23 protein-coding genes are annotated in these 23,431 nt (G+C 64.9%); 6 read left to right on the top strand and 17 right to left on the bottom strand.

The window, feature by feature from the left end; genetic code table 11:
* Positions 1–90: 90 nt before the first annotated feature.
* The gene (locus tag VIK36_RS01960) at positions 91–1,116 is read left to right on the top strand and encodes a LacI family DNA-binding transcriptional regulator (RefSeq protein ID WP_324643884.1); all 1,026 of its coding nucleotides are present in this window, start codon (positions 91–93) and stop codon (positions 1,114–1,116) included.
* Between the two features lie 222 nt (positions 1,117–1,338).
* On the opposite strand, the gene menE is transcribed toward VIK36_RS01960, so the two are convergent.
* The 6 genes from menE to VIK36_RS01930 form a co-directional block, all read right to left on the bottom strand.
* Positions 1,339–2,901 carry an o-succinylbenzoate--CoA ligase gene (menE, locus tag VIK36_RS01955; RefSeq protein WP_255174153.1) on the bottom strand — a complete coding sequence of 521 codons (1,563 nt, stop codon included), beginning with the start codon at positions 2,899–2,901 and terminating at the stop codon, positions 1,339–1,341.
* 7 nt (positions 2,902–2,908) lie between these two features.
* Positions 2,909–4,234: an MFS transporter gene (locus VIK36_RS01950; protein ID WP_324643883.1), complete on the bottom strand. Its 1,326-nt coding sequence runs from the start codon at positions 4,232–4,234 to the stop codon at positions 2,909–2,911.
* A 107-nt stretch (positions 4,235–4,341) separates the two neighbouring features.
* Positions 4,342–4,797: a MaoC family dehydratase gene (locus tag VIK36_RS01945; protein WP_255174151.1), complete on the bottom strand. Its 456-nt coding sequence runs from the start codon at positions 4,795–4,797 to the stop codon at positions 4,342–4,344.
* Between the two features lie 53 nt (positions 4,798–4,850).
* On the bottom strand, positions 4,851–6,080 hold the full coding sequence (locus VIK36_RS01940) for an acyl-CoA dehydrogenase family protein (protein ID WP_324643882.1): 1,230 nt from the start codon (positions 6,078–6,080) through the stop codon (positions 4,851–4,853).
* A 1-nt stretch (position 6,081) separates the two neighbouring features.
* Positions 6,082–6,972, bottom strand: a complete 891-nt coding sequence (locus tag VIK36_RS01935; RefSeq protein ID WP_159634018.1) for an amidohydrolase family protein — start codon at positions 6,970–6,972, stop codon at positions 6,082–6,084.
* 2 nt (positions 6,973–6,974) lie between these two features.
* A complete protein-coding gene (locus VIK36_RS01930; protein ID WP_324643881.1) occupies positions 6,975–7,916 on the bottom strand; it encodes an SDR family NAD(P)-dependent oxidoreductase in 942 nt (313 codons plus the stop codon).
* A gap of 130 nt (positions 7,917–8,046) precedes the next feature.
* Here VIK36_RS01930 and VIK36_RS01925 point away from each other — a divergent pair, with 130 nt between their 5' ends.
* Positions 8,047–8,514 carry a MarR family winged helix-turn-helix transcriptional regulator gene (locus tag VIK36_RS01925; RefSeq protein ID WP_224027260.1) on the top strand — a complete coding sequence of 156 codons (468 nt, stop codon included), beginning with the start codon at positions 8,047–8,049 and terminating at the stop codon, positions 8,512–8,514.
* A 1,274-nt stretch (positions 8,515–9,788) separates the two neighbouring features.
* Here VIK36_RS01925 and VIK36_RS01920 read toward each other — a convergent pair.
* On the bottom strand, positions 9,789–10,196 hold the full coding sequence (locus VIK36_RS01920) for a hypothetical protein (protein ID WP_324643880.1): 408 nt from the start codon (positions 10,194–10,196) through the stop codon (positions 9,789–9,791).
* 162 nt (positions 10,197–10,358) lie between these two features.
* On the opposite strand from VIK36_RS01920, the gene VIK36_RS01915 reads away from it, so the two are divergent.
* Together VIK36_RS01915 and VIK36_RS01910 are read left to right on the top strand one after the other, a co-directional pair.
* Positions 10,359–10,967, top strand: coding sequence for a sigma-70 family RNA polymerase sigma factor (locus VIK36_RS01915; protein WP_324643879.1), 609 nt, complete (start codon positions 10,359–10,361; stop codon positions 10,965–10,967).
* On the top strand, positions 10,964–11,878 hold the full coding sequence (locus VIK36_RS01910) for a peptidase M56 family protein (RefSeq protein WP_324643878.1): 915 nt from the start codon (positions 10,964–10,966) through the stop codon (positions 11,876–11,878). Before VIK36_RS01915 ends, VIK36_RS01910 begins: the two co-directional genes overlap by 4 nt.
* Positions 11,879–12,095: 217 nt before the next feature.
* Here the strand turns inward: VIK36_RS01910 and VIK36_RS01905 are convergent, their stop codons facing one another.
* Positions 12,096–12,605, bottom strand: a complete 510-nt coding sequence (locus VIK36_RS01905) for a DUF4188 domain-containing protein (RefSeq protein ID WP_324643877.1) — start codon at positions 12,603–12,605, stop codon at positions 12,096–12,098.
* Between the two features lie 55 nt (positions 12,606–12,660).
* Here VIK36_RS01905 and VIK36_RS01900 point away from each other — a divergent pair, with 55 nt between their 5' ends.
* Positions 12,661–13,236, top strand: a complete 576-nt coding sequence (locus VIK36_RS01900; RefSeq protein WP_324643876.1) for a TetR/AcrR family transcriptional regulator — start codon at positions 12,661–12,663, stop codon at positions 13,234–13,236.
* Positions 13,237–13,491: 255 nt separating this feature from the next.
* On the opposite strand, the gene VIK36_RS01895 is transcribed toward VIK36_RS01900, so the two are convergent.
* The 9 genes from VIK36_RS01895 to VIK36_RS01855 form a co-directional block, all read right to left on the bottom strand.
* On the bottom strand, positions 13,492–14,229 hold the full coding sequence (locus VIK36_RS01895; RefSeq protein ID WP_324643875.1) for a Pr6Pr family membrane protein: 738 nt from the start codon (positions 14,227–14,229) through the stop codon (positions 13,492–13,494).
* A gap of 148 nt (positions 14,230–14,377) precedes the next feature.
* Positions 14,378–15,202 carry a class I SAM-dependent methyltransferase gene (locus VIK36_RS01890; protein ID WP_324643874.1) on the bottom strand — a complete coding sequence of 275 codons (825 nt, stop codon included), beginning with the start codon at positions 15,200–15,202 and terminating at the stop codon, positions 14,378–14,380.
* Between the two features lie 47 nt (positions 15,203–15,249).
* Positions 15,250–16,479, bottom strand: coding sequence for a D-mannonate dehydratase ManD (gene manD / locus VIK36_RS01885; RefSeq protein WP_324643873.1), 1,230 nt, complete (start codon positions 16,477–16,479; stop codon positions 15,250–15,252).
* A gap of 52 nt (positions 16,480–16,531) precedes the next feature.
* Positions 16,532–17,494 (bottom strand): sugar kinase, encoded by a 963-nt coding sequence (locus VIK36_RS01880; protein ID WP_324643872.1) that lies wholly within the window; start codon positions 17,492–17,494, stop codon positions 16,532–16,534.
* Positions 17,491–18,168 carry a bifunctional 4-hydroxy-2-oxoglutarate aldolase/2-dehydro-3-deoxy-phosphogluconate aldolase gene (locus VIK36_RS01875; protein ID WP_255174138.1) on the bottom strand — a complete coding sequence of 226 codons (678 nt, stop codon included), beginning with the start codon at positions 18,166–18,168 and terminating at the stop codon, positions 17,491–17,493. Before VIK36_RS01875 ends, VIK36_RS01880 begins: the two co-directional genes overlap by 4 nt.
* A gap of 5 nt (positions 18,169–18,173) precedes the next feature.
* On the bottom strand, positions 18,174–19,322 hold the full coding sequence (gene dgoD, locus VIK36_RS01870) for a galactonate dehydratase (protein WP_255174137.1): 1,149 nt from the start codon (positions 19,320–19,322) through the stop codon (positions 18,174–18,176).
* 10 nt (positions 19,323–19,332) lie between these two features.
* Positions 19,333–20,205, bottom strand: a complete 873-nt coding sequence (locus VIK36_RS01865; protein ID WP_324643871.1) for a carbohydrate ABC transporter permease — start codon at positions 20,203–20,205, stop codon at positions 19,333–19,335.
* Positions 20,202–21,155 (bottom strand): carbohydrate ABC transporter permease, encoded by a 954-nt coding sequence (locus VIK36_RS01860; RefSeq protein WP_255174135.1) that lies wholly within the window; start codon positions 21,153–21,155, stop codon positions 20,202–20,204. Before VIK36_RS01860 ends, VIK36_RS01865 begins: the two co-directional genes overlap by 4 nt.
* 85 nt (positions 21,156–21,240) lie before the next feature.
* The gene (locus tag VIK36_RS01855; protein WP_324643870.1) at positions 21,241–22,539 is read right to left on the bottom strand and encodes a sugar ABC transporter substrate-binding protein; all 1,299 of its coding nucleotides are present in this window, start codon (positions 22,537–22,539) and stop codon (positions 21,241–21,243) included.
* 137 nt (positions 22,540–22,676) lie between these two features.
* Here VIK36_RS01855 and VIK36_RS01850 point away from each other — a divergent pair, with 137 nt between their 5' ends.
* Complete coding sequence (locus tag VIK36_RS01850; RefSeq protein ID WP_255174133.1) at positions 22,677–23,423, top strand: FadR/GntR family transcriptional regulator; 747 nt, start codon at positions 22,677–22,679, stop codon at positions 23,421–23,423.
* The last annotated feature ends 8 nt before the right edge of the window (positions 23,424–23,431 follow it).

Here is a 23,431-nt window from a genome sequence, read left to right as displayed (position 1 = left end):
TTGCACGTGTCGCAGCTCACTGTCAAGAGAACGTTTGCAAGAAGGAGGAATAGAGTGGCTGTAACACCCTTGCTGAAGAGGAGAACCGCGATGGAACGTCCCGCCCCCGCAGGGATTGTCACGCTCAAGGATGTCGCGGCTGCCAGTGGCGTGAGCATCTCGACCGCCAGCCGCGCGCTGGATGAACGCACCACCTCCAGATCCGCGGCGGCAGCCCATGTCCGGAAGATCGCGGAAGAACTCGGGTACCGGCGGAACTCCTTTGCCTCAAGCCTGCGCCGCGGCGAGACCCGGACTTTGGGCGTCCTTGTGCCCCGGCTCAGCGACACGGTCATGGCCTTGATGTTCGAAGAGCTCGAGAAGGCAGCGTCTTCCCGCGGCTACTTTGCGATGGTCGCCACCAGCGGAGATGACCCCGTGGATGAACGCAGCGCGGCCGAAACACTCCTCGATAGAAACGTCGATGGGTTGATTCTCGCCACGGCGCGGCTCGATGACGAGCTCCCCCGACTGCTGCGTGAGCGCCGTGTAGCGCATGCGCTGGTGCTCCGAACCGACGGCATCAGTCCCTCGGCGCTCGGAGACGACGAGGTCGGCGGCTACCTCGCCACACGTCACCTCATCGACCTGGGCCATCGCAACATTGCTGTCGTTACCGGCCCCGCTTTCACCTCCACCGGAACCGCACGCTTGGCGGGAGCACGCAGAGCACTGAATGAAGCAGGCATCCAGCCGCGCGAAGAATGGCTTATCGCTGCCGGGTACGGCATCGAGAATGGCTACACGGCCGGCGAAACGCTCCTCGCAGGAACACCGCAATCCCGCCCGACAGCCATCTTCGCCGCCAACGACAACATCGCCATGGGTGTCATGGCCGCAGCCCACCGCAACGGGATCAGCATCCCCGACAATCTGGCATTGGTCGGATACAACGACACGCCACTGTCCGCCCGGCTGCCGACGCCCCTGACCTCGGTGCACGTTCCCCTGGACCAGATAGCAGCCACCGCCATCGACCTCATCGTCAACCCAGGCATCGAACCACTCATCCGCCGGTCCATGCCCACTCTCATCCCACGCCAATCCAGCGGAGCGCCCCAGCGCACCGGTACGTGAAACAGCACCCTATGCTGCCCCTGGGGTTGTCTGGGTTGCGAAGTCGTTGACATCCACGGAAGCTCCGCTGTTGTCGAAATCGAGGTGGCGCGCTTCCTTCCACCGCAGTCTCGGTGTCACTTTCCAAACGGGCGCCCGTGGACGTGCCGCCTGACAGGGCTCATCGCCCCTTAAGACAATCGCCCGCTCCGGGATACCGGGGCGGGCGTTGTACAGCGAACGTCAGAGCTGCTTGCGGAGCTCCATCTTGCGGATTTTGCCGCTGGCGGTGCGCGGCATGTCCTCCACCACCACTAATGACTTGGGGATCTTGTAGCGGGCGAGCCTGCCGTCGAGGAAGCTGCGCAGCTGCTCCGCGGTCAACGATTCCCCTTCGCGCAGGGTCACGATCGCCTGGGGGACCTCGCCCCATTTGTCATCCGGGACGCCGATGACGGCCACGCTGCCCACGGCACTGTGCTCGGAGATGACCGCTTCCACCTCTGCCGGGTAGATGTTCTCCCCGCCGGAGATGATCATGTCCTTGAGCCGGTCCGAGACGAACAGGAAGCCTTCCGGGTCCCGGTAGCCCATGTCGCCGGAGCGGAACCATGCCCCGTCCGCATAGCTGGCGGCAGTGGCCTCCGGCCGGTTCCAGTACTCCTTGATCACGTTGGGGCCGGAGATCTGGATTTCCCCCACCTCGCCAGGGGCCACCGCGCCACCCATGGGATCGGCGATCCGGAGGTCGGTGAAAAAGTGCGGCAGGCCCGCCGAACCGGCTTTCTCCCTGGACCGGTCCACGGGAAGCATGGTGACGCCGGGGGCCGTTTCGGTCATGCCGTAGCAGCTGGTGAAGCCGATGCCGCGGTCCTCGTACGCGTCCAGGACCCGGCGCGGAATGGCGGAGCCCCCGCAGGTGAGCTTGTCCAGGGAGCTGAGGTCCGCGGTTGCCCAGCCTGGGTCTTCGCAAAGCAGCTGGAACGTGGTGGGCACCCCGTTGAGGGTGGTCACCTTGTGTTTCTGGATCAGGTCCAGAACCCTGGCGGGATCGAACTTGGCCTCGAGGACCACGGTGGCGCCCTTGAGGAGCATCGGCAGCAGCCCCATGTCCAGGGACGCCACGTGGAACAGCGGCGAGATCATCAGCGCCACGTCGTTGCGGTTCAGGTCCATGTCCACGATGGTGTTGATGCAGTTCCACGTGATGTTCCCGTGCGTCAGCAGCGCACCTTTGGGCTTGCCCGTGGTCCCGGAGGTGTACAGGATCATGGCGCCGTCGTCATGGGCCACGGGCACGTCGACGGGTTCGGCAGCCGCCGTTTGCAGCGCCTCCCCGTACTGTTCCACCGTGACGGAGCGTTCGACGGCGGCGGGTGACGCGGCGGCGGAAGGTTCCGTCCCGCCGTCGAGCGTTACCACCAGGCGGTGGGTGACACCGGTCCCTTCCAGCGCGGCAGTTGCGGACGCCTCAAGGACGCCGGCGTTGACCAGGAGCCGGGCTCCGGAATCCTGCAGCTGGAACTGCAGTTCCGGCGGCGCGAGCCGGGTGTTCAGCGGCACGAAGATGGCGCCCAGGATGCCGCAGGCAAAGAACGTTTCCACGAAGGAAGGGTGGTTCTCGCCAAGGTAGGCCACCCGGTCACCCTTGGCCACTCCCCTGTCCCGGAGTGCGTTGGCCAGGCGGTCGGCCCTTTCGGCCAGCTCTTGGTAGCTCAAGGCGCCGGCACCGGACAGGAGGGCTGCCTTGGAGCCCGACTTCCGGCGGCGGCGCTGCAGCCAGGATCCAACTCCATTGTTGTCCATGGTTCTCCTAACGGACCGTGGTGAGGTCGTTGTTCTTAGATTCCCGCGTCAGGGTGATGAAGACAATCGAGACCAGCGCCATGACGGACAGGAACACCACCACCGGGAGGATGTTTTGCCCGGAGTCCTTGTAGAGTCCGGCGATGATGCCCGGGGTGAAGCCTGCGCCGATGAGGGTGGCCAGCTGGTAGCCCACGGCGGCGCCGGTGTAGCGGGAGGTGGTGCCGAACTGTTCGGACACGAACGCCGCCAGCGGCCCGTAAAGGGAGGAGTGCAGGATGAGCGCCACGGTGAAGGCCAGGAAGACCAACCCCACGTTGCCCGAGCCGAGCATGCCGAACATTGGGAAGAGGTAGGCGATGAACAGGGCCAGGCCGGCGATCATCACCGGGCGGCGGCCGAACCGGTCCGAAAGGCGGCCGCCCAGCAGGACGAAGACGATGGAGATGGCGGAGGCTCCGGCGAAGGCGTAGAGCACGCCCTGTTGCGGTGCGCCCTTGGACACGGCGTACGTCACGGAGAAGGTGGGCAGCACCACCTGCAGGCCGAAACCGGCAGCCCCGGCGAACATGATCATGATCAGTGCCTTGGGCCGGCGGAGCACGTCCAGCAGCGGGATCTTGCGCTTGGCACCCTGCGCCTCTTCTTTGGCCACGGCCTCGGCGAAGATGGGGCTTTCGGAGACCCGGAGGCGGACGAACATGCCCACGATGAGGAGCACGAAGGACAGCAGGAACGGCACGCGCCAGCCCCAGGCCAAAAACGCATCCTGCGGCAGGGCCGAAAAAGCGCCCATTACCAGGGTGCCCAGCACGGCGCCGGTGGGGGCACCGGCGTTGACGAACGACGCCGCGAAGCCGCGCCGTTTGGGGTTCGCGTGCTCCAGGGCCATCAGTGCGGCCCCGCCCCATTCACCGCCGACGGCGATGCCCTGGCAGACCCGCAGCAGCACCAGGATGACCGCGCCCCACGGCCCGATCACGCCGGCACCCGGAATCACACCAATAAGGGTGGAGGCGATGCCCATCATGGCCATGGAGATGATCAGCATCCCCTTGCGGCCCACCTTGTCACCGAAGTGACCGAAGATCACGCCACCCAGCGGCCTGGCAACGTACCCGGCGGCAAAGGTGGCGTAAGCGGCGACGACGCCCACCCATTCGTCCGTGCCGGCGAAGAAGACCTTGGGGAAGGCCACTGCTGCTGCCGTGGCATACAGCAGGAAGTCGTAGAACTCGATGGTGCTGCCCAGATAGCTGGACAGGATGACCGTGCGCGCTTCCTTGCGCTTGGCGGCCGTGCCCGCAGGTGCGAGCGTGGTGTGTCCGGACATGGCTGTTCCTAAAGACGGAGGAATGTGGGGGTTTTGGGGTTGCCTGAGGCGGCGGCGCCGGAGCGGACCGCCTGGGGTTTGGAACTGCTGTTACTGGTGGAAGCGGCTTACTTGTAGAAGCGGGCCAGGAATTCGGCCACGACGGCCGGGCGTTCCTGGCCTTCGATCTCGATGGTGGCGTTGACCTTGATCTGGGCGCCGCCCTTGACCTCGGTCACCTCGGCGATGGTGGCCTGCATGCGGACCTTGGAGCCCGCGGTGACCGGTGAGGTGAAGCGGACCTTGTCCAGGCCGTAGTTGACCTTGGTGGTGACGCCCTCGACGTCGAACAGCTCGCCCCAGAACGGGATGATCAGGGACAGGGTGAGGAAACCGTGGGCGATGGGTGCGCCGAACGGGCCGTCCTTGGCCCGTTCGGGGTCGGTGTGGATCCACTGGTGGTCGTCGGTGGCGTCCGCGAACAGGTTGATCTGTTCCTGGGTGATCTGGCGGTAGTCGGTGGTGCCGAGGTCCTTGCCGGACAGGGTGAGCAGGGTGTCGAAATCGACGACGAGATTGGGCATCGTTGCCTCCTGGGCTGGTGTGTGGTTGTGGTGCTGTGCAGGTGTTGCAGGGCTTAGCGGGTGAAGGCGCTTTCGCCGGTGAGGGCGCGGCCGATGATGAGGGCGTTGATCTCGTGGGTGCCTTCGTACGAGTAAACGGCTTCGGCGTCAGCGTGGAAACGCGCGACGGCGGTTGCCAGGGTGATGCCGTTGCCGCCCACCACTTCGCGGGCCAGGGCTACGGTGTCGCGCATGAACAGGGACGTTTGCATCTTGGCCAGGGCGGAGTCCTGGTCGCGGTAGACGCCTTTGGCCTGCTGTTCCGTGAGCCGGACCACCAGGGACAGGCTGGCTGTGACGTTGCCCAGCATGCGGGCCAGTTTTTCCTGAACAAGCTGGAAGGAGCCTAGAGTCCGGCCGAACTGCCGGCGTTCGTTGACGTAGGCGAGGGCGGCCTCGAAGGCACCGGCGGCAATGCCGGTGGCGATCCAGGCGACGTCCGAGCGCATGGCCCGGAGCATCGCCGCTACATCCCGGAAGGAGTTCACGTTGTGCAGGCGCATGGCCTCGGGGACGCGGACGCCGGTGAGGGTGATGTGGGCGTTCTGCATCATCCGCAGCGAGGTCTTGCCCTGGATCTTCTCCAGGCTGACGCCGTCGGCTGTCCGGTCCACGAGGAAGGCCTTGACCTGCCCGTCCGCGGTGTCCCGGGCGAATACTGCGAGGACGTCCGCGGTGGCTGCGCCGCCGATCCAGCGTTTGGCACCGTCCAGGATCCAGCTGCCGTCGGCCTGCCGCCGGGCGGTGGTGGAGAGTCCGCCGGCGATGTCCGATCCGGATTCTGGTTCGGTCAGCGAGAACACGCCCTTGAGGGAGAAGTCGATGACCTTGGGCATCCATTCGGCCTGCTGTTCCGGCGAGGCACCCACGCGGATGGCGGTGCGGAACAGGCCGGCCTGGGCGGTGTACCAGGTGGCCAGGGACGCGTCCGTGCGGGCCAGTTCGAAGATCCGGAAGCCCTGGTAGATGCCGCGGGCCGGGCTGTGTTCTGCACCCGCGGCGCCAGTGAGTTCGGCTGGTTCCATGAGGTCCAGGTCGATCAGCGGCCGGGCAAGTTGATCCGGAAACTCGCCGCGTTCCCAGTACTCGGCCAGGAGTGGCCTGGCTTCAGAATCGAGGAAAGTCCGCAGCCGGGACAGGACCTGGCGCTCTTCGGGTGTGAGGAGGGACTCGGCGTCGTACCAATCCGCTGTTTCATAAAGCCGGGCACCCAAGGCGGCATCCGCCGTCGTCAGCGTGTCCATTTCAGGCCCCCAGCCCGAGCAGGCGGACCGCGTTGTCCTTGAGGATCTTGGGCCGTACCTCGTCCTTCAGCGGGAGGTCCGCGAAGGCGCCCAGCCACTTCTGCGGGGTGATCAGCGGGAAGTCGGTGCCGAACAGCACCTTGTCCTGGAGGTAGGAGTTGGAGGCCTTCACCAGCGATTCCGGGAAGTACTTGGGCGACCAGCCGGAGAGGTCGATGAACACGTTGGCCTTGTGGGTGGCGATGGAGTTGGCCTCGTCCTGCCAGGGCACGGACGGGTGGGCCATGATGATCTGCAGGCCCGGGAAGTCGGCGGCCACGGCGTCCAGCAGCAGGGGGTTGGAGTAGGCCAGCTTGATGCCGTAGCCGCCGGGAAGGCCCGCGCCCATGCCGTTTTGTCCGGTGTGGAAGATGGCGGGCAGGCCCAGTTCCTGGAGGGTTTCCCACAGCGGGTAGAAGCGCTCGCTGGAGGGGTCGAAGCCCTGAAGAGAGGGGTGGAACTTGAAGCCGCGGGCGCCGAGTTCGATGGCCTGGTGCTTGGCCCCGGCGATGGCGTCCTCGCCGGTTCGCGGGTCCACGCTGCCGAACGGGATCAGGACGTCATTGTTCCGGGCGGCGCCGGCGATGAGTTCGGGGATGCTGTTGGGCTCGTGCTTGAGCTGGGTGCGGGCATCCACGGTGAAGACGACGGCGGCCATGTTCAGTTCGCGGTAGACCTCGGCGATGCGGTCCAGGGACGGGGTGCGGTCCTCGGCCTTGAAGTACTTGGCCGAGGCTTCGGTCAGTTCCTCCGGCAGGGAGCCGTGGCCGCAGCTGTCCACCTCGAGGTGGACGTGCATGTCGATGGCGTCGAGCTTTGCCGGGTCGATGCCCAGTTCGTAGCGGTCGGCCATGGTCAGCGGGCCTCGGCGGCCTGTGCGGGCTTCAGGTCCTCCGGCAGCGGGAGGAATTCCTCGCCGTAGCCCTGGAGCGTACTGGCGGTGAACAGCTGGCCGGCGTTTTCCTGCAGCGCCTCGTAGCTCCAGCCGCCCTCACGGTACTCGGTGGTGGCCGCTTCCGGGTGGGTCCAGACCTGGAGCCGGTCACCGCCGGCGCCGATGGCCTGGCCGGTGATGTTGGCTGCCTCGTCGGAGGCGAGGTAGGCAACCAGTCCGGAGACGTCGTCGGCCGTTCCAAAGCCCAGGTCGTGGCGGAAGAAGGACGGCATGGCCTCGCCGCGCTCGTCCGCCTCCACGGCCTTTTGGAAGTAGGGCACGGTCTTGGTCATGGCGGTGGCGGCGACGGGGATGACGCTGTTGACCGTGACGCCGGCCTTCTTCATTTCCAGCGCCCAGGTGCGGACCATGCCCACGATGCCTGCCTTGGCGGCGGCGTAGTTGGTCTGGCCGAAGTTGCCGCGCTGGCCGGTGGGCGAGCCGATGGTGATGATGCGGCCCTGGACGTCGTGTTCCTTGAAGTAGGCGTAGGCCTCGCGGACGCAGGTGAACGTGCCCTTGAGGTGGACGTTGATCACCAAGTCGAAGTCCTCGTCCGTCATTTTCAGCAGGGACTTGTCGCGGAGGATCCCGGCGTTGGTGACCAGGATGTCCAGGCGGCCGAAGGTGTCCACGGCTCCGGCCACCAGGGCCTTGGCAGCGTCCGTGGTGCCCACCGGAACCACCACGGCGGTGGCGCGGCCGCCGTCGGCCTCGATCTGCGCGACGGCCTGCGCGGCGGTGTCCGCGTTGACGTCATTGATGACGACGGCGGCACCCTGGCGGGCGAGTTCCCTTGCGTAGGCGAGCCCGAGGCCCTGCCCGCTGCCGGTGACAATTGCAACCTTGCCGTTCAAGCTCATGGCCTGCTCCTTCGCATGCGCCGGCCGAAGCCGTTGGGGTGGTCCCACTGCGGTGTGAGATCCTTGTTGAAATCAATGAAATTACGGATCATTGAAAAAGTCAACGATTGTTTTTTACACCGGAGTTGTGATGGCCACCTTGGGCACCGAAGTTCAGACACCCCGCCTTGCGGCAGCCAGGATCGGCAGCGACGTGGGCCTGCTGCTCGCCAAGCTGCACGCCGCCGGCTCGGTGCTGAACAACAAGGCGTTGGCTGACTTCGGCCTGCGGGAACGCTCCTTCTCCATCCTGACGCTGGCGTGCAGCGGGCTCGAGCCCACGCAGCGGGAACTGGCGGACTTCCTCAGCCTGGACCCCAGCCAGGTGGTCACCCTTGTGGACGACCTGGAACGCCGCGGCCTCGTGGAACGGGCGCAGGGCAAGCAGGACCGGCGCGCCAAGATCATCGTCTCCACTGCCGAGGGGCGGAAGATGCACGCGAAGGCCCGCACCGCCATGGACGCCGCCGAGCTGAACCAGCTGGCCGTACTGTCCGGGGAGGAGTCGCAGGAATTGAAGCGGCTGCTCCGCAAGGCACTGTGGGGCGCGGCGGAGTAGGCGGCTGCCTGGATTTCCGTTTTTAAGGTTTAGCTACACGAGCTTGGGCAACTCCGTGAACCCGTTCGGGGACCGATGAGACGTTACTCATTCCAAGGGTTCCGACACACTCTGGAGCGTTGCGGTTAGGGCACCTTCACCGTGCATTTCATCGTGCGGGGTAAACGTGCATGTATGGTCAGCAGCGGTTGCGAAACAAAAATCCATGCCTGGCTGCACGGTAAACGACCGCCATACGGGCACAACCCCGGCAAGGAATCTCAACGGTGAACACTTCCGCCCCCCGCACCCAGCGCCGGCGTATCCTGTGGACATGGCCATGGGGGCAGGCAAGAGCGACAACAGATATGAGTGGCAATCATGGCCACCGGATTCCTTAGAGGGAATGCCGCCTAAGCGGAGGCGCTTGGCCGGCTGGGCAATTTTTTGGTTCATTATCCTGGGATCATTGCTGGGGTCCGCCCTAGAGGCATTCGGCGTTCCGGAACCGTGGCGATCCACGCTTGTAGCCGCCGCATTGGCTGCAATGTTTGTTCCCTTGATCCGGGCCGCAGCTTCGGAGGCCCGACAGCTCCGCGCCGAAGGGATTGAACTGCCTTCCTATCGGGTTACCCGCAAGTCATTGATCTCCATGGGCGTCCTCACTGGTGTCCTTTGGATCGCCTTTGCCGTAGTTGCATTCAGCGGGAGGCCCGTCTTCCCGCTAGTGCCAATTGCCGCCACCGCATGGCTGGTTTTCCAAATCCAACGGTGGAGAAAGCCATCAGCCGACGAAACCGCACCTGCGCGTACCGAGACGCCTGACTCGCCGAGCTGACTACATCAACGGCGGCCGGTGAAGGATCCTCCACCGCACGGTGGCCCACGTCGGGGCTCAGCCCGGATCGGCTTGGAGTAAAAAGCAGCTGGGGCATTCCGCTGGAGGCGGGATTATGCTTCCACAATGGGGAACCTGGAAGAACGGAAAGTCCAGCCGCGCTGGATGAATTGGTTATGGCTGGTTGCAGCGATCCCGGTTGGTTCGGGTGTTGCATGGATAGTCAGAAACTTCAGCCCGATAGCTCCCGATGCGTTGGCCGTGCCTGTAGCCTGCGTCGTGGTCTTTGCTATGGCGATAGCCGTTTCCTCTCGCAAGAGCCACAAAAGGTTGAACGGCAACGAGCCCTCCCACCCGTCAGGGTCGCGGCTCGAGTGAATCGCTAGACGGCCTATCCGCCTGGTACAGAGTGGCGCTCGGTAGAGGATCCCTGACCGGGCGGCTTTAGCGTGGACGCTTAGCTTTCGAGTATGCGACGTTTGGCTGCGGAAAATTCTTCTGTGCTGAGGGCGCCCCTCGAATAGAGGTCCGCAAGAAGGGAAAGATCCGCTGCGACCGGGTGCGGGCCGGTGCTTTGATTCTTCGTATGGCGCTTGCCAACCGTGCCAGAAGCAGCCGCCGTGGCCTTCGTTCGGCTCTTTGTCAGTGCGTACAAGACAAGCATGATGGCACCAAGAACCGCTACGGCAATCCCAAGCGGCATGGATAAGTACGAATGGAAGGCTGTCCCTATGATTGCGATGGCTACTCCCGCGCAAACCAAACCGACGCCACATACCCAGCGGGCTGTCTCACGAAGGGGGTGCTTTCCTTTGAACTCAAACAAGTACCCGTCGGCAGGACTGGGAACCGCGTGCTCGTTCATGTGCTGAAGCCTAGCTTCGACCTGGATCATTGAACATCCCCATTTTTCTGGGAGTCTCACCACCGCAAGTAACCCGATCGATAAGCGGACATGCTCTGTTTCCGCTCTTGAAGCTTTCCTGATCGGGCGAAACCTTTTGGACTTTGCCGGACACTAAAGGGCATGGGGACCATAGATACGGGTGATGAGACGCTGTGGCGCCGGAGCCTTTTGGGACAGGGCGACGCTTTTGGCGACCTGTACGACCGGCACCGCGACAGGGTTTTCCGCCACGCCTACCGGCTGTGCGGAAACCACCACGATTCCGAAGACATCATGGCCGCGGCGTTCCTTGAACTGTGGCGCCGGCGAAAGCACGTCCGAGTGGTCGAGGGATCCATTCTTCCCTGGCTGCTGGTCACGACCACGAACGTTGCGCGAAACCGTGCCCGTGCTGCCGCTCGCTACCAACGGCTTCTGAACTCGCTGCCGCGCAGCCGGGAACCTGACGACGCCAGTGCAGATCCCTACCGCCGATACCAAAACCAGCTGGACAACGACCTGGCACAGGCTTTGGCCAGCTTGACCATTGAGGATCTGCAGCTGGTGAGCCTGGTCGTTTTCGAAGAACACACCATCGCTGCAGCCGCGGCCATCCTGAATCTGACACCGTCAGCAGCGAAATCACGCATGCACCGAGCCAGACAGCGGCTAAGAACCGCCCTGAACGGGGATGCATCAACGAACTCACCCACGGCTGCAACCCCAGTTCTGGAAGGAGAACGGCCATGAATCAGCTCCACGTGGACGACCTCTTCAGTGACGCCCTGCGCACGAAACTCGTGACAGAAGTCGAAAAAATCGCTCCTTCCCGGGCAAAGAAGCGCGCCAGACTCTGGGCTGGAACTGCGGCAGTTGCCGGCATCGGCCTCCTAGGCGGTGTCGGCGCGACCGCCGCCGGCCTGTTTTCAACTCCCGGCTCCTCGCAGGTGACACCCCTGGCATCTCCTGTGACAGAGATACACACAGGAACGGCCACTGTTCAGCTCGGTCACGCACCCGAAGGCGCCACAGGCATCGAACTGCAGCTCAACTGCCTCACTCCTGGGCGCTTTGAATTCGAGGACGGCGCCAACGCCACCTGCAAACCGGAGGACGTTGGAACACGCCAGGACTGGACCGGTTACACGCTGCCTCTCACGGCCGGAAAAGAGAGCATCACCATCACTACGAGCCCCCAAGCCAGCTGGAAACTAACAGCCCAGTACGTCAATACCGAAATTACCGACTGGGCAGTGAACCCCCATGGAGATACCTACGGTGCTGCAAACGAAAACGGAAGCCCCGACCTGGTCGCCGTCATAGCAACAAACGGGACAAGCGGATACGCCTACCGAACCGACCTCGAGGACGCCAACGGAACAACAGCCAGCAAAACGTTCAAAAGCCCCGCGGACGCCCTCGCCTGGCAGGAATCAATCAAGGGCAAAGAGTTCGTCGTCCCCGTCTACGACTCAACGGGCAAAACCGTGGTCGGCGAATTCGTCATCGGCCGCGGAACCGGCACCTCCGGAGTCGTGGGAGAACCGGCACCGGAATGCGCCGGAGTTCCGCCCACACTGGGTCCTGGCGAAACCTACCCCTGCCCCGGCCTGTCGACAACCGAAACCGGACGCCCCGCAATCCCAGTCCCTTCAAAGTAACTGCAAGTACCTGGCATGCCCGTATACCGATCGGCTAACGGGCAGCTAATCAATCCCCTCTTGGGCTGTCCTGTGCGACAAATAGCGTCGCGAAGATACCGCTATTTATCGCCGGATGTCACACAAGGACCCTCAGCTCACGGCGTCCCGAAGAGGTCCATCCGTAACATCTACTCAAAGAGGCGTCGCGTACGTCGCGTACGCACGGACCGGGCATTCAACCCCGCGCCGACGGTCGACCGCCTGGGCCACCTGCCTCCAAACGCTGGCGTGCGGTGTTCAGTCCTGCTCCCACCGGCACATGGCCGGTGGCCGCTGCCAACCCAAAGACCGGCATATCGCTATACATGCTTTCCCTGCCACCCGGAACCGTCTCATAGGTTTCGTGCCATACGCCGACGTCGCCATTGCCGGCTGATTCGCGCATGAACCGGCGCCAGGGCTCAAGGTGCGGCGCCGACCGGTCGGCCGCGAACCGCTGCAAATCCTCCGGGCTTTTCCAGTAGGTGACCATGATGGTGGTCCGCCCGAACCATTGCTGGTAGCCCAGGAAGCCAGCCTCCGGCGTCTTGGCTAGGTAGGCAAGCATTTTGGGCATGGCCGCCCCCACCCGTACCACCTTCCCGAACTTCCACCACCGGTTTGCACGCATCCCGATCAGGAAGACCGTCACGGGGCCACCCCCGGGATCGGCAGTGAAACGTCCTTTGAGCACTTGCTGTGACATGCGCTTCTCCTATCCATAACACTGTTACAAAACATTGTTATGCAATACTTGTCCTATGGCAAGACCCGTAGTCCACGATGAGGCCCTGCGTCGCAGGCTGCTCGACGCCGCAGCCTCCTTGATCAGCCGTGACGGCGTTGCCTCCGTATCGTTGCGCAGTATTGCCGCAACCGCTGGGACTTCGACGACGGCGGTGTACTCGCTCTTCGGGGGCAAGGCGGAATTGCTGACTGCCGTGCTTGACGACGGCTTCGCGTCGTTTGCTGCCTCCCAACAAGCAGCCGGCGCTGCCGGCCTCGAAGCATTGGGCCGGGCTTACCGAACCTGGGCGCTCGAGCATCCCGCCCTCTACGGCTTGATGTTCGGCGGCTCGCTGGCCAGCCAAGTGCCGTGTACGCCGACGCCGGGAGCCACTGAGCCATCGATCGCGCCGCTGTTCGCCGCGGTCGCCGCAGCCCTGCCCGGAGCAGCAGATGATGAGATCGCCTCTATGGTCGGCGTTGTCTGGGGCCAGGTCCACGGGCTGGTGTCACTAGAGCTGGCCGGCGCACCCGCAGCTGGCTGGACGTGGGATGCGGCCTATGATGCCGCCATCCGGCAGATCGGTCGATCTCTTGGACGCTACACGTAATTCCTCAGTATGCGCCGTCGGGGAAATGCCCGATAAAGGTTGGGATGATGGATCATGGGCGCCGCTTCAAGCCGTGAAACAACGTTATTGACACAGTCCTAATCCGTAGGAAGACTGGGCTCCCAATCATCCCCTCCCCCACTGCACTAACACCGCCTCCCTAAACGGTCGTTTTTGGCTATTGAGGATAGGGATCTTCACACGGCAGTTTGCGACGTGGGTGGACCAGCAAATCTCCCGAGCGTGACGACGCATCTAGCCGGCCGGGACTGCCAGCTGGGCAGGGGTTTCCTTTCCGGGTCCGCGGGCGAGACCCACCCGGGCATTGCCGGCGAGGTGCACGAGTATGCCCACCACGAGAAACGCGGCGAGTACCAGGGCACTGGTGGCGAGGACCGCCGGCCAGCCGCCGTCGAGCCCCGGGTTGAGGAAGTCGTAGGGGTACCAGCCGTCGAGGGCACCGCGCACCCAGGAGAAGATTAGGAACACCCCCGGGTAGCAAAGCCAGACGAGGGGCCGCCGCCACGGACCTCGGACGGTGCGCGTGACCAGGAGCCAGTCGAGCCCCGCGACCAGCGGTGCGATGCGATGGGTCACCATCCACGGCCAGTACATGTCCAGCGTCCACCACGGTTCGCCAGGCGGAGCCACGAGCACCACATAAATAATGCCCGTCATCACCAGGTAGAACGCGAGGGCACCGAAGAGATGGTCCCACCACTGTGGCAGCCGCGCACGCGGCCGCGCGGCGGACACAAGGAACACGAGCCCGAGGACGAGGTTTGACTGGAACGTGAACTGGGAAATGAGCTGGGGGATATCGACGGAATTGCCGGGCTGGGTCGCGTCATATAGCTCCTGGCCGAGGGCCGCGAGCATGGCAAGTCCGGCGCCGCCACGTACTACACGGATCCAGACGCGGTCCGGATGCAGCGCCCGGTTGGCGCCCACGTTGCGTTGAACCGGAGGACTCAGCGTCAGCACGTCGCTCATGGCATCAGCGTAGTGTTGCGCCAAACGTAGCCCCAGAGTCCAAAGGACCGGGTTGCCACCGGCCGCCGCATCAGCCACGAGTCGCCTTAGGAAGCACTAGTGCGGCATGAAGTCCCGCGGAAGCTAAGTGGTTGGGACGCTCAGACGATCAAGACGGCTTCGAGCACACGAACATGACGGTCCGGATGCGCCGCTCGGCGAGGTTGGCCACCTGGTTGGCTGTCATCTGCGCGAAATCGTCCCCCAAGAAGGTCGCGAAGGTCACCGGCGGTGGCCCCTCCCTCTGGATCTTGGCGAGCATCCTCTGGAACCAGACAAGGCTTTCGTCCGACGAGTCGACTTCCGAAACGACATCAAAACCTGCGGACGGGAGGAGTTCGCGCATCTCTTCCAGCGTCGCGGGAAAGCTCGTCGAGGAGTCGGCGGCCCACGGCACCGGGTAGTGCACCTCGCCGCCTTCCCCCTGCAGGACGTCGTAAACCACGAACCTGCCGCCCGGCCGGAGGACACGGAAAGCTTCCACATACAGCGCATGCTTGTCGGGGATATTCATGGCCACATGCATGGTCAGCGCCGCATCCGCTGACCTATCGGGAAGACCGGTGGCTGTGGCGTCCCCAACGCGGAAGCGGGTACGGCCGGACAGGCCTGTCCACTCCGAGAGTGCCGTCGCTACCTGGCAGAACTCCGGGGTGAGGTCGACCCCTGTGACCGTGCACCCGGTCATTTCGGCGAGGGTCCGCGCGGGCCCGCCCAGTCCGCTGCCGAGGTCGAGCACATGGGAATCGGCGGTGAGCGCGAGTGCTTCGATGATTTCCAGGGTTGCCCTGCGGCCACGGATGTGGAACTCGTCAACAGCAGCGAGATCGGCCGGCCGCAGCCTCGTACGGTCCACACCGGCCGCGTCCAAGGCAGAACCGATGGCCCCCACAAGTCCGCCGGGGCCGGTGTAGAACGCCGAAACCTGGTTCATTGCGCCATCGTCACACCGGGCGGCTGCAGGGTCAACGCGAAGCGCGATTACCAGTCGTGGACGGTGCCGTCGACGAGGCGGTTGTAGGGCAGGTAGGCCTGCTGGTACGGGTAGGCTGCTGCGGCTTCTTCGTTGAATTCGACGCCGATCCCGGGCTTGTCGCCCGGGTGCAGGTACCCGTCCACGAAAGTCATGGACTGCTCGAAGACCTCGTTGGTCTTATCCGAATGCTGCATGTACTCCTGGATCCCGTAGTTATGGATCGCCAACCCCACGTGCAGCTGCGCCGCGAACCCCACCGGGGAAATGTCGGTGGGGCCGTGGAAGCCGGACTTGATCTGGTACTGCGCGGCGAAGTCCATCACCTTCTTCAACGGGGAAATCCCGCCAAAATGCGTGGACGCGGCCCGGACGTAATCGATCAACTGTTCCTTGATCAGCGTCTGGTAATCCCACACGGTATTGAAGATCTCCCCGATCGCCAACGGCGTGGTGGTGTGCTGCCGGACCAGGCGCAGACCCTCCTGGTTCTCCGCCGGAGTGCAGTCCTCCAACCAGAACAAGTCATACGGCTCCAGCGCCTTGCCCAGCTTCGCGGCCTGGATCGGCGTCATCCGGTGGTGCCCGTCATGCAGCAACGGGATCTCCGGGCCGAACTCGTTCCGGACCGCCTCGAACACGGTCGGCAAATGCCGCAGGTAGGCGCGGGCGTCCCAGTCCTCCTCCACCGGGAACGCACCCCGCCCGGCCGGCTCATAGTCATACCGCTCCCCCGACGCCTGCGCCTGCGCCGCCACACCGTAGACAGCCTTGATGCCGGGGACGGCGGTCTGGATCCGGATCGACTTGTACCCAAGTTCCAAATGCTCCCGGACCGAATCAAACAACGACTCAATATCCGACCCCGAAGCATGCCCGTACGCCCGCAACCCGTTCCGCGACGCACCACCGAGGAGCTGGTACACCGGCATCCCGGCGAGCTTGCCCTTGATATCCCACAGCGCCATATCGACCGCGGCGATCGCTGCCATCGTCACCGGGCCCCGCCGCCAGTACGAGGACCGGTACAGGAACTGCCACGTGTCCTCGATCCGGTGCGGATCCTTCCCGATCAACAGCTGCGCCACATGCTCCTTCAAATACGCAGCAACAGCCAACTCCCGGCCATTCAACGTGGCATCACCAATACCGGTCACACCATCCTCCGTCGTGATCCGGAGGGTCACAAAGTTCCGGGACGGACTGGTAACAAACACATCGGCGGCAACGATTTTCATGGCTGGCTTTCGGGTTGGAATCTCTAAAGGTCTGGAGTGTGAAGGGCAGGAGTCAGCGCACGGTGCTGCCCCGGGCGGCACCAAGCAGGGCAAGCTCCTCGCGACGCGGCAGCCCCTCCCAGTCGCCGCGCGTGCTGACAGCGAAGGCGCCTGCCAGGATGCCCTGCCGCAGGCGGTCGGCGGTACCGACGCCGTCGAGCAGCGCCGAGAGGTAGCCGGCGGTGAAGGCATCCCCGGCTCCCACGGTGTCCACGCAGGTCACGGCGAGGGCCGGTGCTTCCAGGCGCCCTTCCGCGGTATAAACCGCCGCGCCCGCTGCGCCGCGCTTCACCACCACTTCGCTGACTCCGGCGTCGAGCAGCCGGGCCGCGGCGGAAGCTTCGTCCATAGCCGCCCCGCTCCCCTCGTTCGCCGGGGCAATCAGGTCGAGCTCGTCGTCGGACGCAATGACGATGGTGGCGTGCCTCGCCAGGGGGCCGAGCACCGCGCGCGCCTGTTCCGGGGACCAGAGCTTGCTGCGGTAGTTCACATCGAGGCTGACCACCACACCGTCAGCGGCCGCCCGTTCCGCGGCGTATTCCACGGCGTCGCGGGCTTCCGGGCTGAGCGCTGCGGTGATGCCGGTCAGGTGCAGGATCCGGGCACCGCAATCCAGCGCGGCCGACACGTGCGCACGCGAGATGGTGGCCCCTGCGGACCCCGCGCGGTAGTAGAAGGCCCGGCTGAGGTCTGCGGTGCGCTGCTCCAGGAACATCACGCCGGTGCTGCGCTCCGGGTGGACGCTGTGGTGCAGCTGGACACCCTCGCCCCGGAGCTGCTTGACGATGAACTCGCCGTGCGGGTCCGCGCCCACGGACCCGGCCCAGGCCGCCGTGTGGCCAAGGCGCGCCACGCCGATGGCAACGTTCGATTCCGCCCCGGCCACCTGCATGTTCAGGGTCCCGCCGGAGGCCAGCGGGCCGGTGGACCGGAGCGAGACCATGGACTCGCCGAAGGTCAGCAGGTCCACCGTCACGAAGGGGTCCCGGTACGGGCCGCGAATTCGGCAGCGAGGCCCAGGAAACGGCGGGCGCGGTCCCGCATGTCCGAAAGGTCACCGCCCGAGGCCGCCGTGCCGAAGAGCGGTCCCCCCAGCCCGACGGCGATGGCCCCGGCTTCCCAGTACCCGGCGGCTTCGTCAAGGCCCACGCCGCCGACGGCGATGAAGGGGATGTCCGGGAAGGGATCGCGGACTGCCTTCAGGTAGCCGGGGCCGCCGATCGAGGCGGGGAACAGTTTGATGGCGGTGGCGCCGCGTTCCATCGCCTCATAGGCCTCGCTGGGAGTCAAGGCCCCGGCAAGGACGGGGATGCCGGCATTGGCGGCCTCGCTGATCGAGGGGGCCAGGGAGGGGGTGACGATGAACTGGCCGCCCGCTGCGGTGACGTGTTCGACGTCGGCCTGGCTGAGGACGGTCCCGGCGCCCACCAGGCAGCCGGCCGGGGCAGCCGCGCGAACCTCGCGGATGGCGTCCAGCGCGTTGGGCGTGGTGAGGGCGATCTCCACGTACTGGAAGCCCTCCTCCATGGCGGCCAGCGCGGCCTTGGCGGCAGCACCGCCGTCGTTCCCGCGGACGATGCCCACGAGGCGCGCCTGCCGGATACCGGCGAGCAGGCCGGCGGAGGTAACAGCTGGGTTCTGGGATGTCATGGGGTTCACCATTCTGCGAAGGATCCGTCGGGGTGGCGCCACACCGGTCCGCGCCAGGCGTGGCCGCGCTTGTCCGCTGCCCGCACCACGGCCTCGTCAATCTCGACGCCCAGTCCGGGCCCGGTGAGCCGCTCGATGTGGCCATCGACGAACTTGAACGGCGTCTTGTCCACCACGTAGTCCAGGACTTCGGCGCCCTGGTTGTAGTGGATCCCGATGCTTTGTTCCTGAATGAGGAAGTTCGGCGTGGCGAAGCCCACCTGCAGGCAGGCTGCGAGCGCCAGGGGGCCCAGCGGGCAGTGCGGCGCCAACTGGACTTCGTACACTTCGGCCAGCGCGGCGATCTTGCGGACCTCCGTGATCCCACCGGCGTGCGACAGGTCCGGCTGAGCCACCGCGATGCCTGCCTGCAGCGCGGGCAGGAATTCCTGCCGGCTGTAGAGCCGCTCCCCCGTGGACACCGGGGTGGTGGTGGATGAGGTGAATTCGCGGAGCAGGTGGGTGTTTTCCGGGACCACCGGCTCCTCGAGGAAGAAGGGCCGGAACGGCTCCAGCAGGGGTGCCACCCGCCTGGCGTTGGCCAGGCTGAAGCGGCCGTGGAAATCGACGGCGACGTCCCGGTGGTCGCCCAGCACCTGGCGGGCTGCCGCGACACGGCGGATGACGCCGTCGATCTCTGCCACCGACGCCACCGGGCTCATCCGGCCGCTGGCGTTCATTTTGACGGCGGTGAGGCCCACCTCCAGCTGGGCGCTGATCTGGTCGGCCACCTCGTTGGGCTCGTCGCCGCCCACCCAGCCGTACATCCGGATCCGGTCGCGGACGTGGCCGCCCAGGAGCTGGTGCACCGGGGTGTTGAAGTGCTTGCCGGCGATGTCCCACAGCGCCTGGTCCAGGCCGGAGACGGCGCTGGCCAGGATGGGCCCGCCGCGGTAGAAGGACCCTTTGGTCATGACCTGCCAGTGGTCTTCGATCCGGAGGGCATCCCTGCCGATGAGCAGCTCCGAGAGCTGTCCGACGGCGGCGCGCACAGTTTCGCTGCGGCCCTCGCAGGTGGCCTCGCCCCACCCCACGATGCCGCTGTCGGTTTCGATCCGGACAAAGAGCCAGCGGGGGGCAATGAGGAATGTTTCGATCCGGCTGATGACGGTCACGCGGCGGTTCCTAACCCTTGGTGGCGCCGGCGGTCAGGCCGGAGACGATGTACTTCTGCGTGAAGAGCGCAATGATCATGATGGGGATTGTCACGACCGTCGCCGCGGCCATCAGCCCGCCCCAGTCGATGCTGGCGTAGGAGACGAAGTCGAAGATCGCCACCGGCAGGGTCTTGGTCTTGGCGCCCGATAGCACCAGGGCGAACATGAAGTTGTTCCAGGAGAAGATGAAGGACAGGATTCCGGCGGTGGCGATGCCGGCCACGGCCAGCGGCAACGTGATCCGGCGGAACGCACCGATGGGCGTAAGCCCATCCACCTCGGCCGATTCCTCCAGTTCCAGCGGAAGTGAATCGAAGTAGCTCATCATGATGTAGACGATCAGGGGCAGGGCGACGAACATGTGGCTGAGGATCAGCACTTCGAAGCTGCCCACCATCCGCAGGTTGGAGAAGACGTAGTACCAGGGCACCAGGAGCGAGACGCCCGGGATAACCCGTGCCATCAGGACCACTAAGGCGGAGCGGTGCATGGTGAAGCGGCTCATCGCGTACGCCGCGGGGACGCCGAGGACGATCGACAGTGCCGTGGAGACAAAGGCCACCCAGAAGCTGTTGAAGATGAAGACGAAGTAGTTGTTGCGCTGGAGCACGTTGGCGTAGTTCTCGAACGTGGGCGAGAACACCACCGCCTTGGCAGTGTCATAGATGTCCACGTTGGTCTTGAGGGACGCCAGCAGCATCCAGAACAGCGGGGCGAGCAGGAACAGCACCACAACGATCAGGGCGACAACCCGGAACACCTTGTAGGCGCGGGTGGCCAGCGGCTTGCGCCGCCGTGGCGTCCGCTTGGCAGCGGTGGTGGAATCTGTCACGACGGTCATTTGCTTACCGCTTTCTTGCGCATGGTCAGCAGCCACATGATGCCGATGATGATCATGAAGAACAGGATCAACACGGCGGAGGAGAGCCCGTACTGGTTGTAGTCGAAGCTCAGCCCGTACGCGTAGACGTTCAGGGTCTCCACTTCGTGGAACGAGCCGCCGCCTTTGCCCTTGGTGGCGTACAGGATGTCGAAGGTCTTCAGGGCGTCGATGCCCCGCAGCAGGATGGCGACGATAACGGTGGGCATCATCAGCGGGAGGGTGATGAAGAAGAACCGCTGGAAGGCGTTTGCGCCGTCCACGCGGGCAGCTTCATCCGGCTCGTCCGACAGCGAGGTCAGGCCGGCGAGCAGGATCAGTACCACCATGGGCGTCCACTGCCATACGTCCATGAAGATGGTGGTGCCCAGGGCGGTGTCCTGCCCGGACAGCCACGGCTGGGGCGGAATGCCGATTGCGCCCAAGAGCTGGTTGGCGAAGCCGATGTTGGGATCGAAGATCAGCCGCCACATCATGCCGACGGCCACGGGCGTGGCCACCAGCGGCAGCAGGATGGCCACCCGTACCCACTTTTCCCCGCGGAAGGGCCGCCACAGGAGCAGCGCGATGCCCATGCCGAGGACTACCTCGAAGGCAAGTGCCAGGCCGGTGAAGGACAGTGTGCGGCCCACCGCCGGCCAGAACCGCTCCAGGTCCGTCAGGACGGTGAGGTAGTTCTGCAGCCCGATGAAGTCGGTGGCGGCGCGGACGGAGCCCTGGGAGTCGGTAAGGCTCAGGTACACGGTCCAGGCCAGGGGGAAGATGATCAGGACGCCGACAAAGATCATGGCCGGTGCGGCGAAGAGCCATTTGCGGTGCCGGTTGGCCCAGGCGGAAAAGCTCCCCCCTGCGCCCTTGCGGCCACTGGCCTTGCGGGTGCCGGCGCTGCGGGGAGGGTTCAAAACAGACATGGTTCACCTAAAAAGTTGGGGGTGAAGTGGGGCCGCGCCGGGACGGGGGGTTGCTGCCCGTCCCGGCGGGCTGATGACGAAGGCGCTACTTCTTTTCGCTGTCCAGGAAGGTCTGGAAAGCGGTCTGGGCCTCGTTGGCAGCGGCGGCAGTGTCCGCGCCGGTGATGCTGGCAACAATGGGCCCGCCCACGATTTCGCGTGCCTTGCCGACGGTGATTACTTCGGGGCGGTCGTGTCCGACGCCGTTCTTGGCGCTGGCGGCAATGGCGTCAGCAAGGTCCTTGGGGTAGGTGGAGGTTCCGTCCGGGTTGGACCAGACCGAGGTACGCGGGCCCGGGACGCCGGCCTTCTGGGCTGCCAGGGTGCGCTCCTTGCTGGTGGCCCACTGGATGAACTTCCAGGCGTTGTCCTGGTTGCTGGAGTTTTGGTTGACGCCAAGGGCCCAGGAAGGGATGTTGTACGGCTTGCTTCCGGCGGGGCCGGCGGGCAGCGGCGCAAAACCTACCTTGTCCGCAACCTTGGACTTAGCCGGGTCGGTGGCGTTCTTGTACAGGGAGTCAGCCTCGGTGTAGAAGGCGGCACCGCCCTGCGTGAAGATTGCCATTGCCTCCGGCCAGCTCATGTCGGTGCTGACGTTGGCGGGGCCGTAGTTACGGATCAGGCCGCCGTAGTAGGCGTAGGCCTTCTTGGCTGCATCGGTGTTGACGGCAGCCTTGCCGCTCGAGTCGATGAAATCACCGCCGAAGCTGTACAGGAAGCTGGAGAACTGCGTCACGGCAGTGGACTTGCCGGTGCGGGCAACGAAGCCTGCAGTGTCAGGCGAAGAAGCCTTGATGGCCTTGGCTGCGGCTTCAAGCTCCTCCATGGTCTTGGGGACCTGGAGCCCTGCGGCCTGCAGCAGGTCCTTGCGGTAGTAGAGGACTTCGCGTTCGGTGATGATCGGCACGCCAACTACCTTGCCGTCGGCTGTGGTGGCCTTGACCGGGCCTTCCTGGTAATCCTTCCAGTCCCAGCTGGAGTCGGAGGACACCTTGCTGGTCAGGTCCGCCAGGTACCCGTTCTTGGCGAAGGCCTTGCCTTCCTGCAGCGGGCGGTACATCATGACGTCGACTTCGTCGCTGCCCGCGTTGAGCTTGACGTTGTACTGGTCCGAGAGCTGGTCTTCGCCGAGCTGGGTCAGTTCGACCTTGAGCCCGCTGGACTTTTCGAACTCCGGAATGGCGGCCTTGATGCCTTCGGTCCACACGTGGTTGGCGAGGGTGACGCGGACGGTGCCGGACTCTTTCGCCTGGTCGCTGCCGCCACCGCCGCCGCTGCAGGCGGTGAGCCCCAGCGACATCGCCGCGGCCACGGCCGCGTACTTCACAATTGAACGCCGCTTCATTACGACTCCCTTTGCCTTTAGGCCCGCATCAGCGCGGGCTGGTTACAAACGCCTCGTTACGTCTGCTCTGTTCAGCGAGCATAGACAAATAAGGCAGACATATACAAGACCTTGCTATGCCCCCATATGATTTATTCATGACCATCCCAAAGGCGGCGTTGTCCCCTGACCTGCATTCATCGCTGGTCGAGAACCTGGGGCTCGCCATTGCCGAGGGAACGCTGGCACCGAACTCCATCCTGCGGCTGGACGAGCTGGAGGCGCAGCACAAGGTGTCGCGGTCCGTGATCCGGGAGGCCACCCGGGTCCTGTCGTCCATGGGCATGCTCGAGTCCCGCCGGCGTCTCGGGACAGTGGTGCAGCCTGAGGCCAGCTGGAACCTCTACGACCCCCAGGTGATCCGGTGGCGGCTGGCCTCGGCCAAGCGGCTGGAGCAGCTGCAGGCCCTTAACGAGCTGCGCGGCGCCATTGAGCCGCAGGCCGCCCGCCTGGCCGCCGAACGCGCCTCACTGGACCAGGCCAGCGACCTTGTCTCCATGGCCGCCAGGCTGTGGGCGGCCGGGCAGCGGGGAGACCAGGACGATTTCCTGCGACTGGATATCGAGTTCCATGCAGCGGTCCTCGACGCCTCCGGCAACCTCATGTTTTCGCAGCTGCATAAACTCGTGGCGGAGGTGCTGGCGGGCCGGACCCAGCACGGCCTGATGCCCCACCTTCCGGACCATGAAGCACTGCAGATGCATGTGGACGTGGCCAGTGCGATCCAGCGGGGCCAGGCGGCCGCGGCGCACGCGGCCATGAGCAGGATCGTGGAGCAGTCCACCGAGGAAATGGGCGACATCTGGTCCAGCAGCCACCAGGAGGAAAGTTCCGGGCAGCCCTGACCCGCCTC

The organism is Pseudarthrobacter sp. LT1 (genome assembly GCF_035621795.1).
GTDB lineage: Bacteria > Actinomycetota > Actinomycetes > Actinomycetales > Micrococcaceae > Arthrobacter.
Note: the sequence above shows the minus strand (reverse complement) of the source record. Positions and strands in the feature narration are given on the sequence as shown.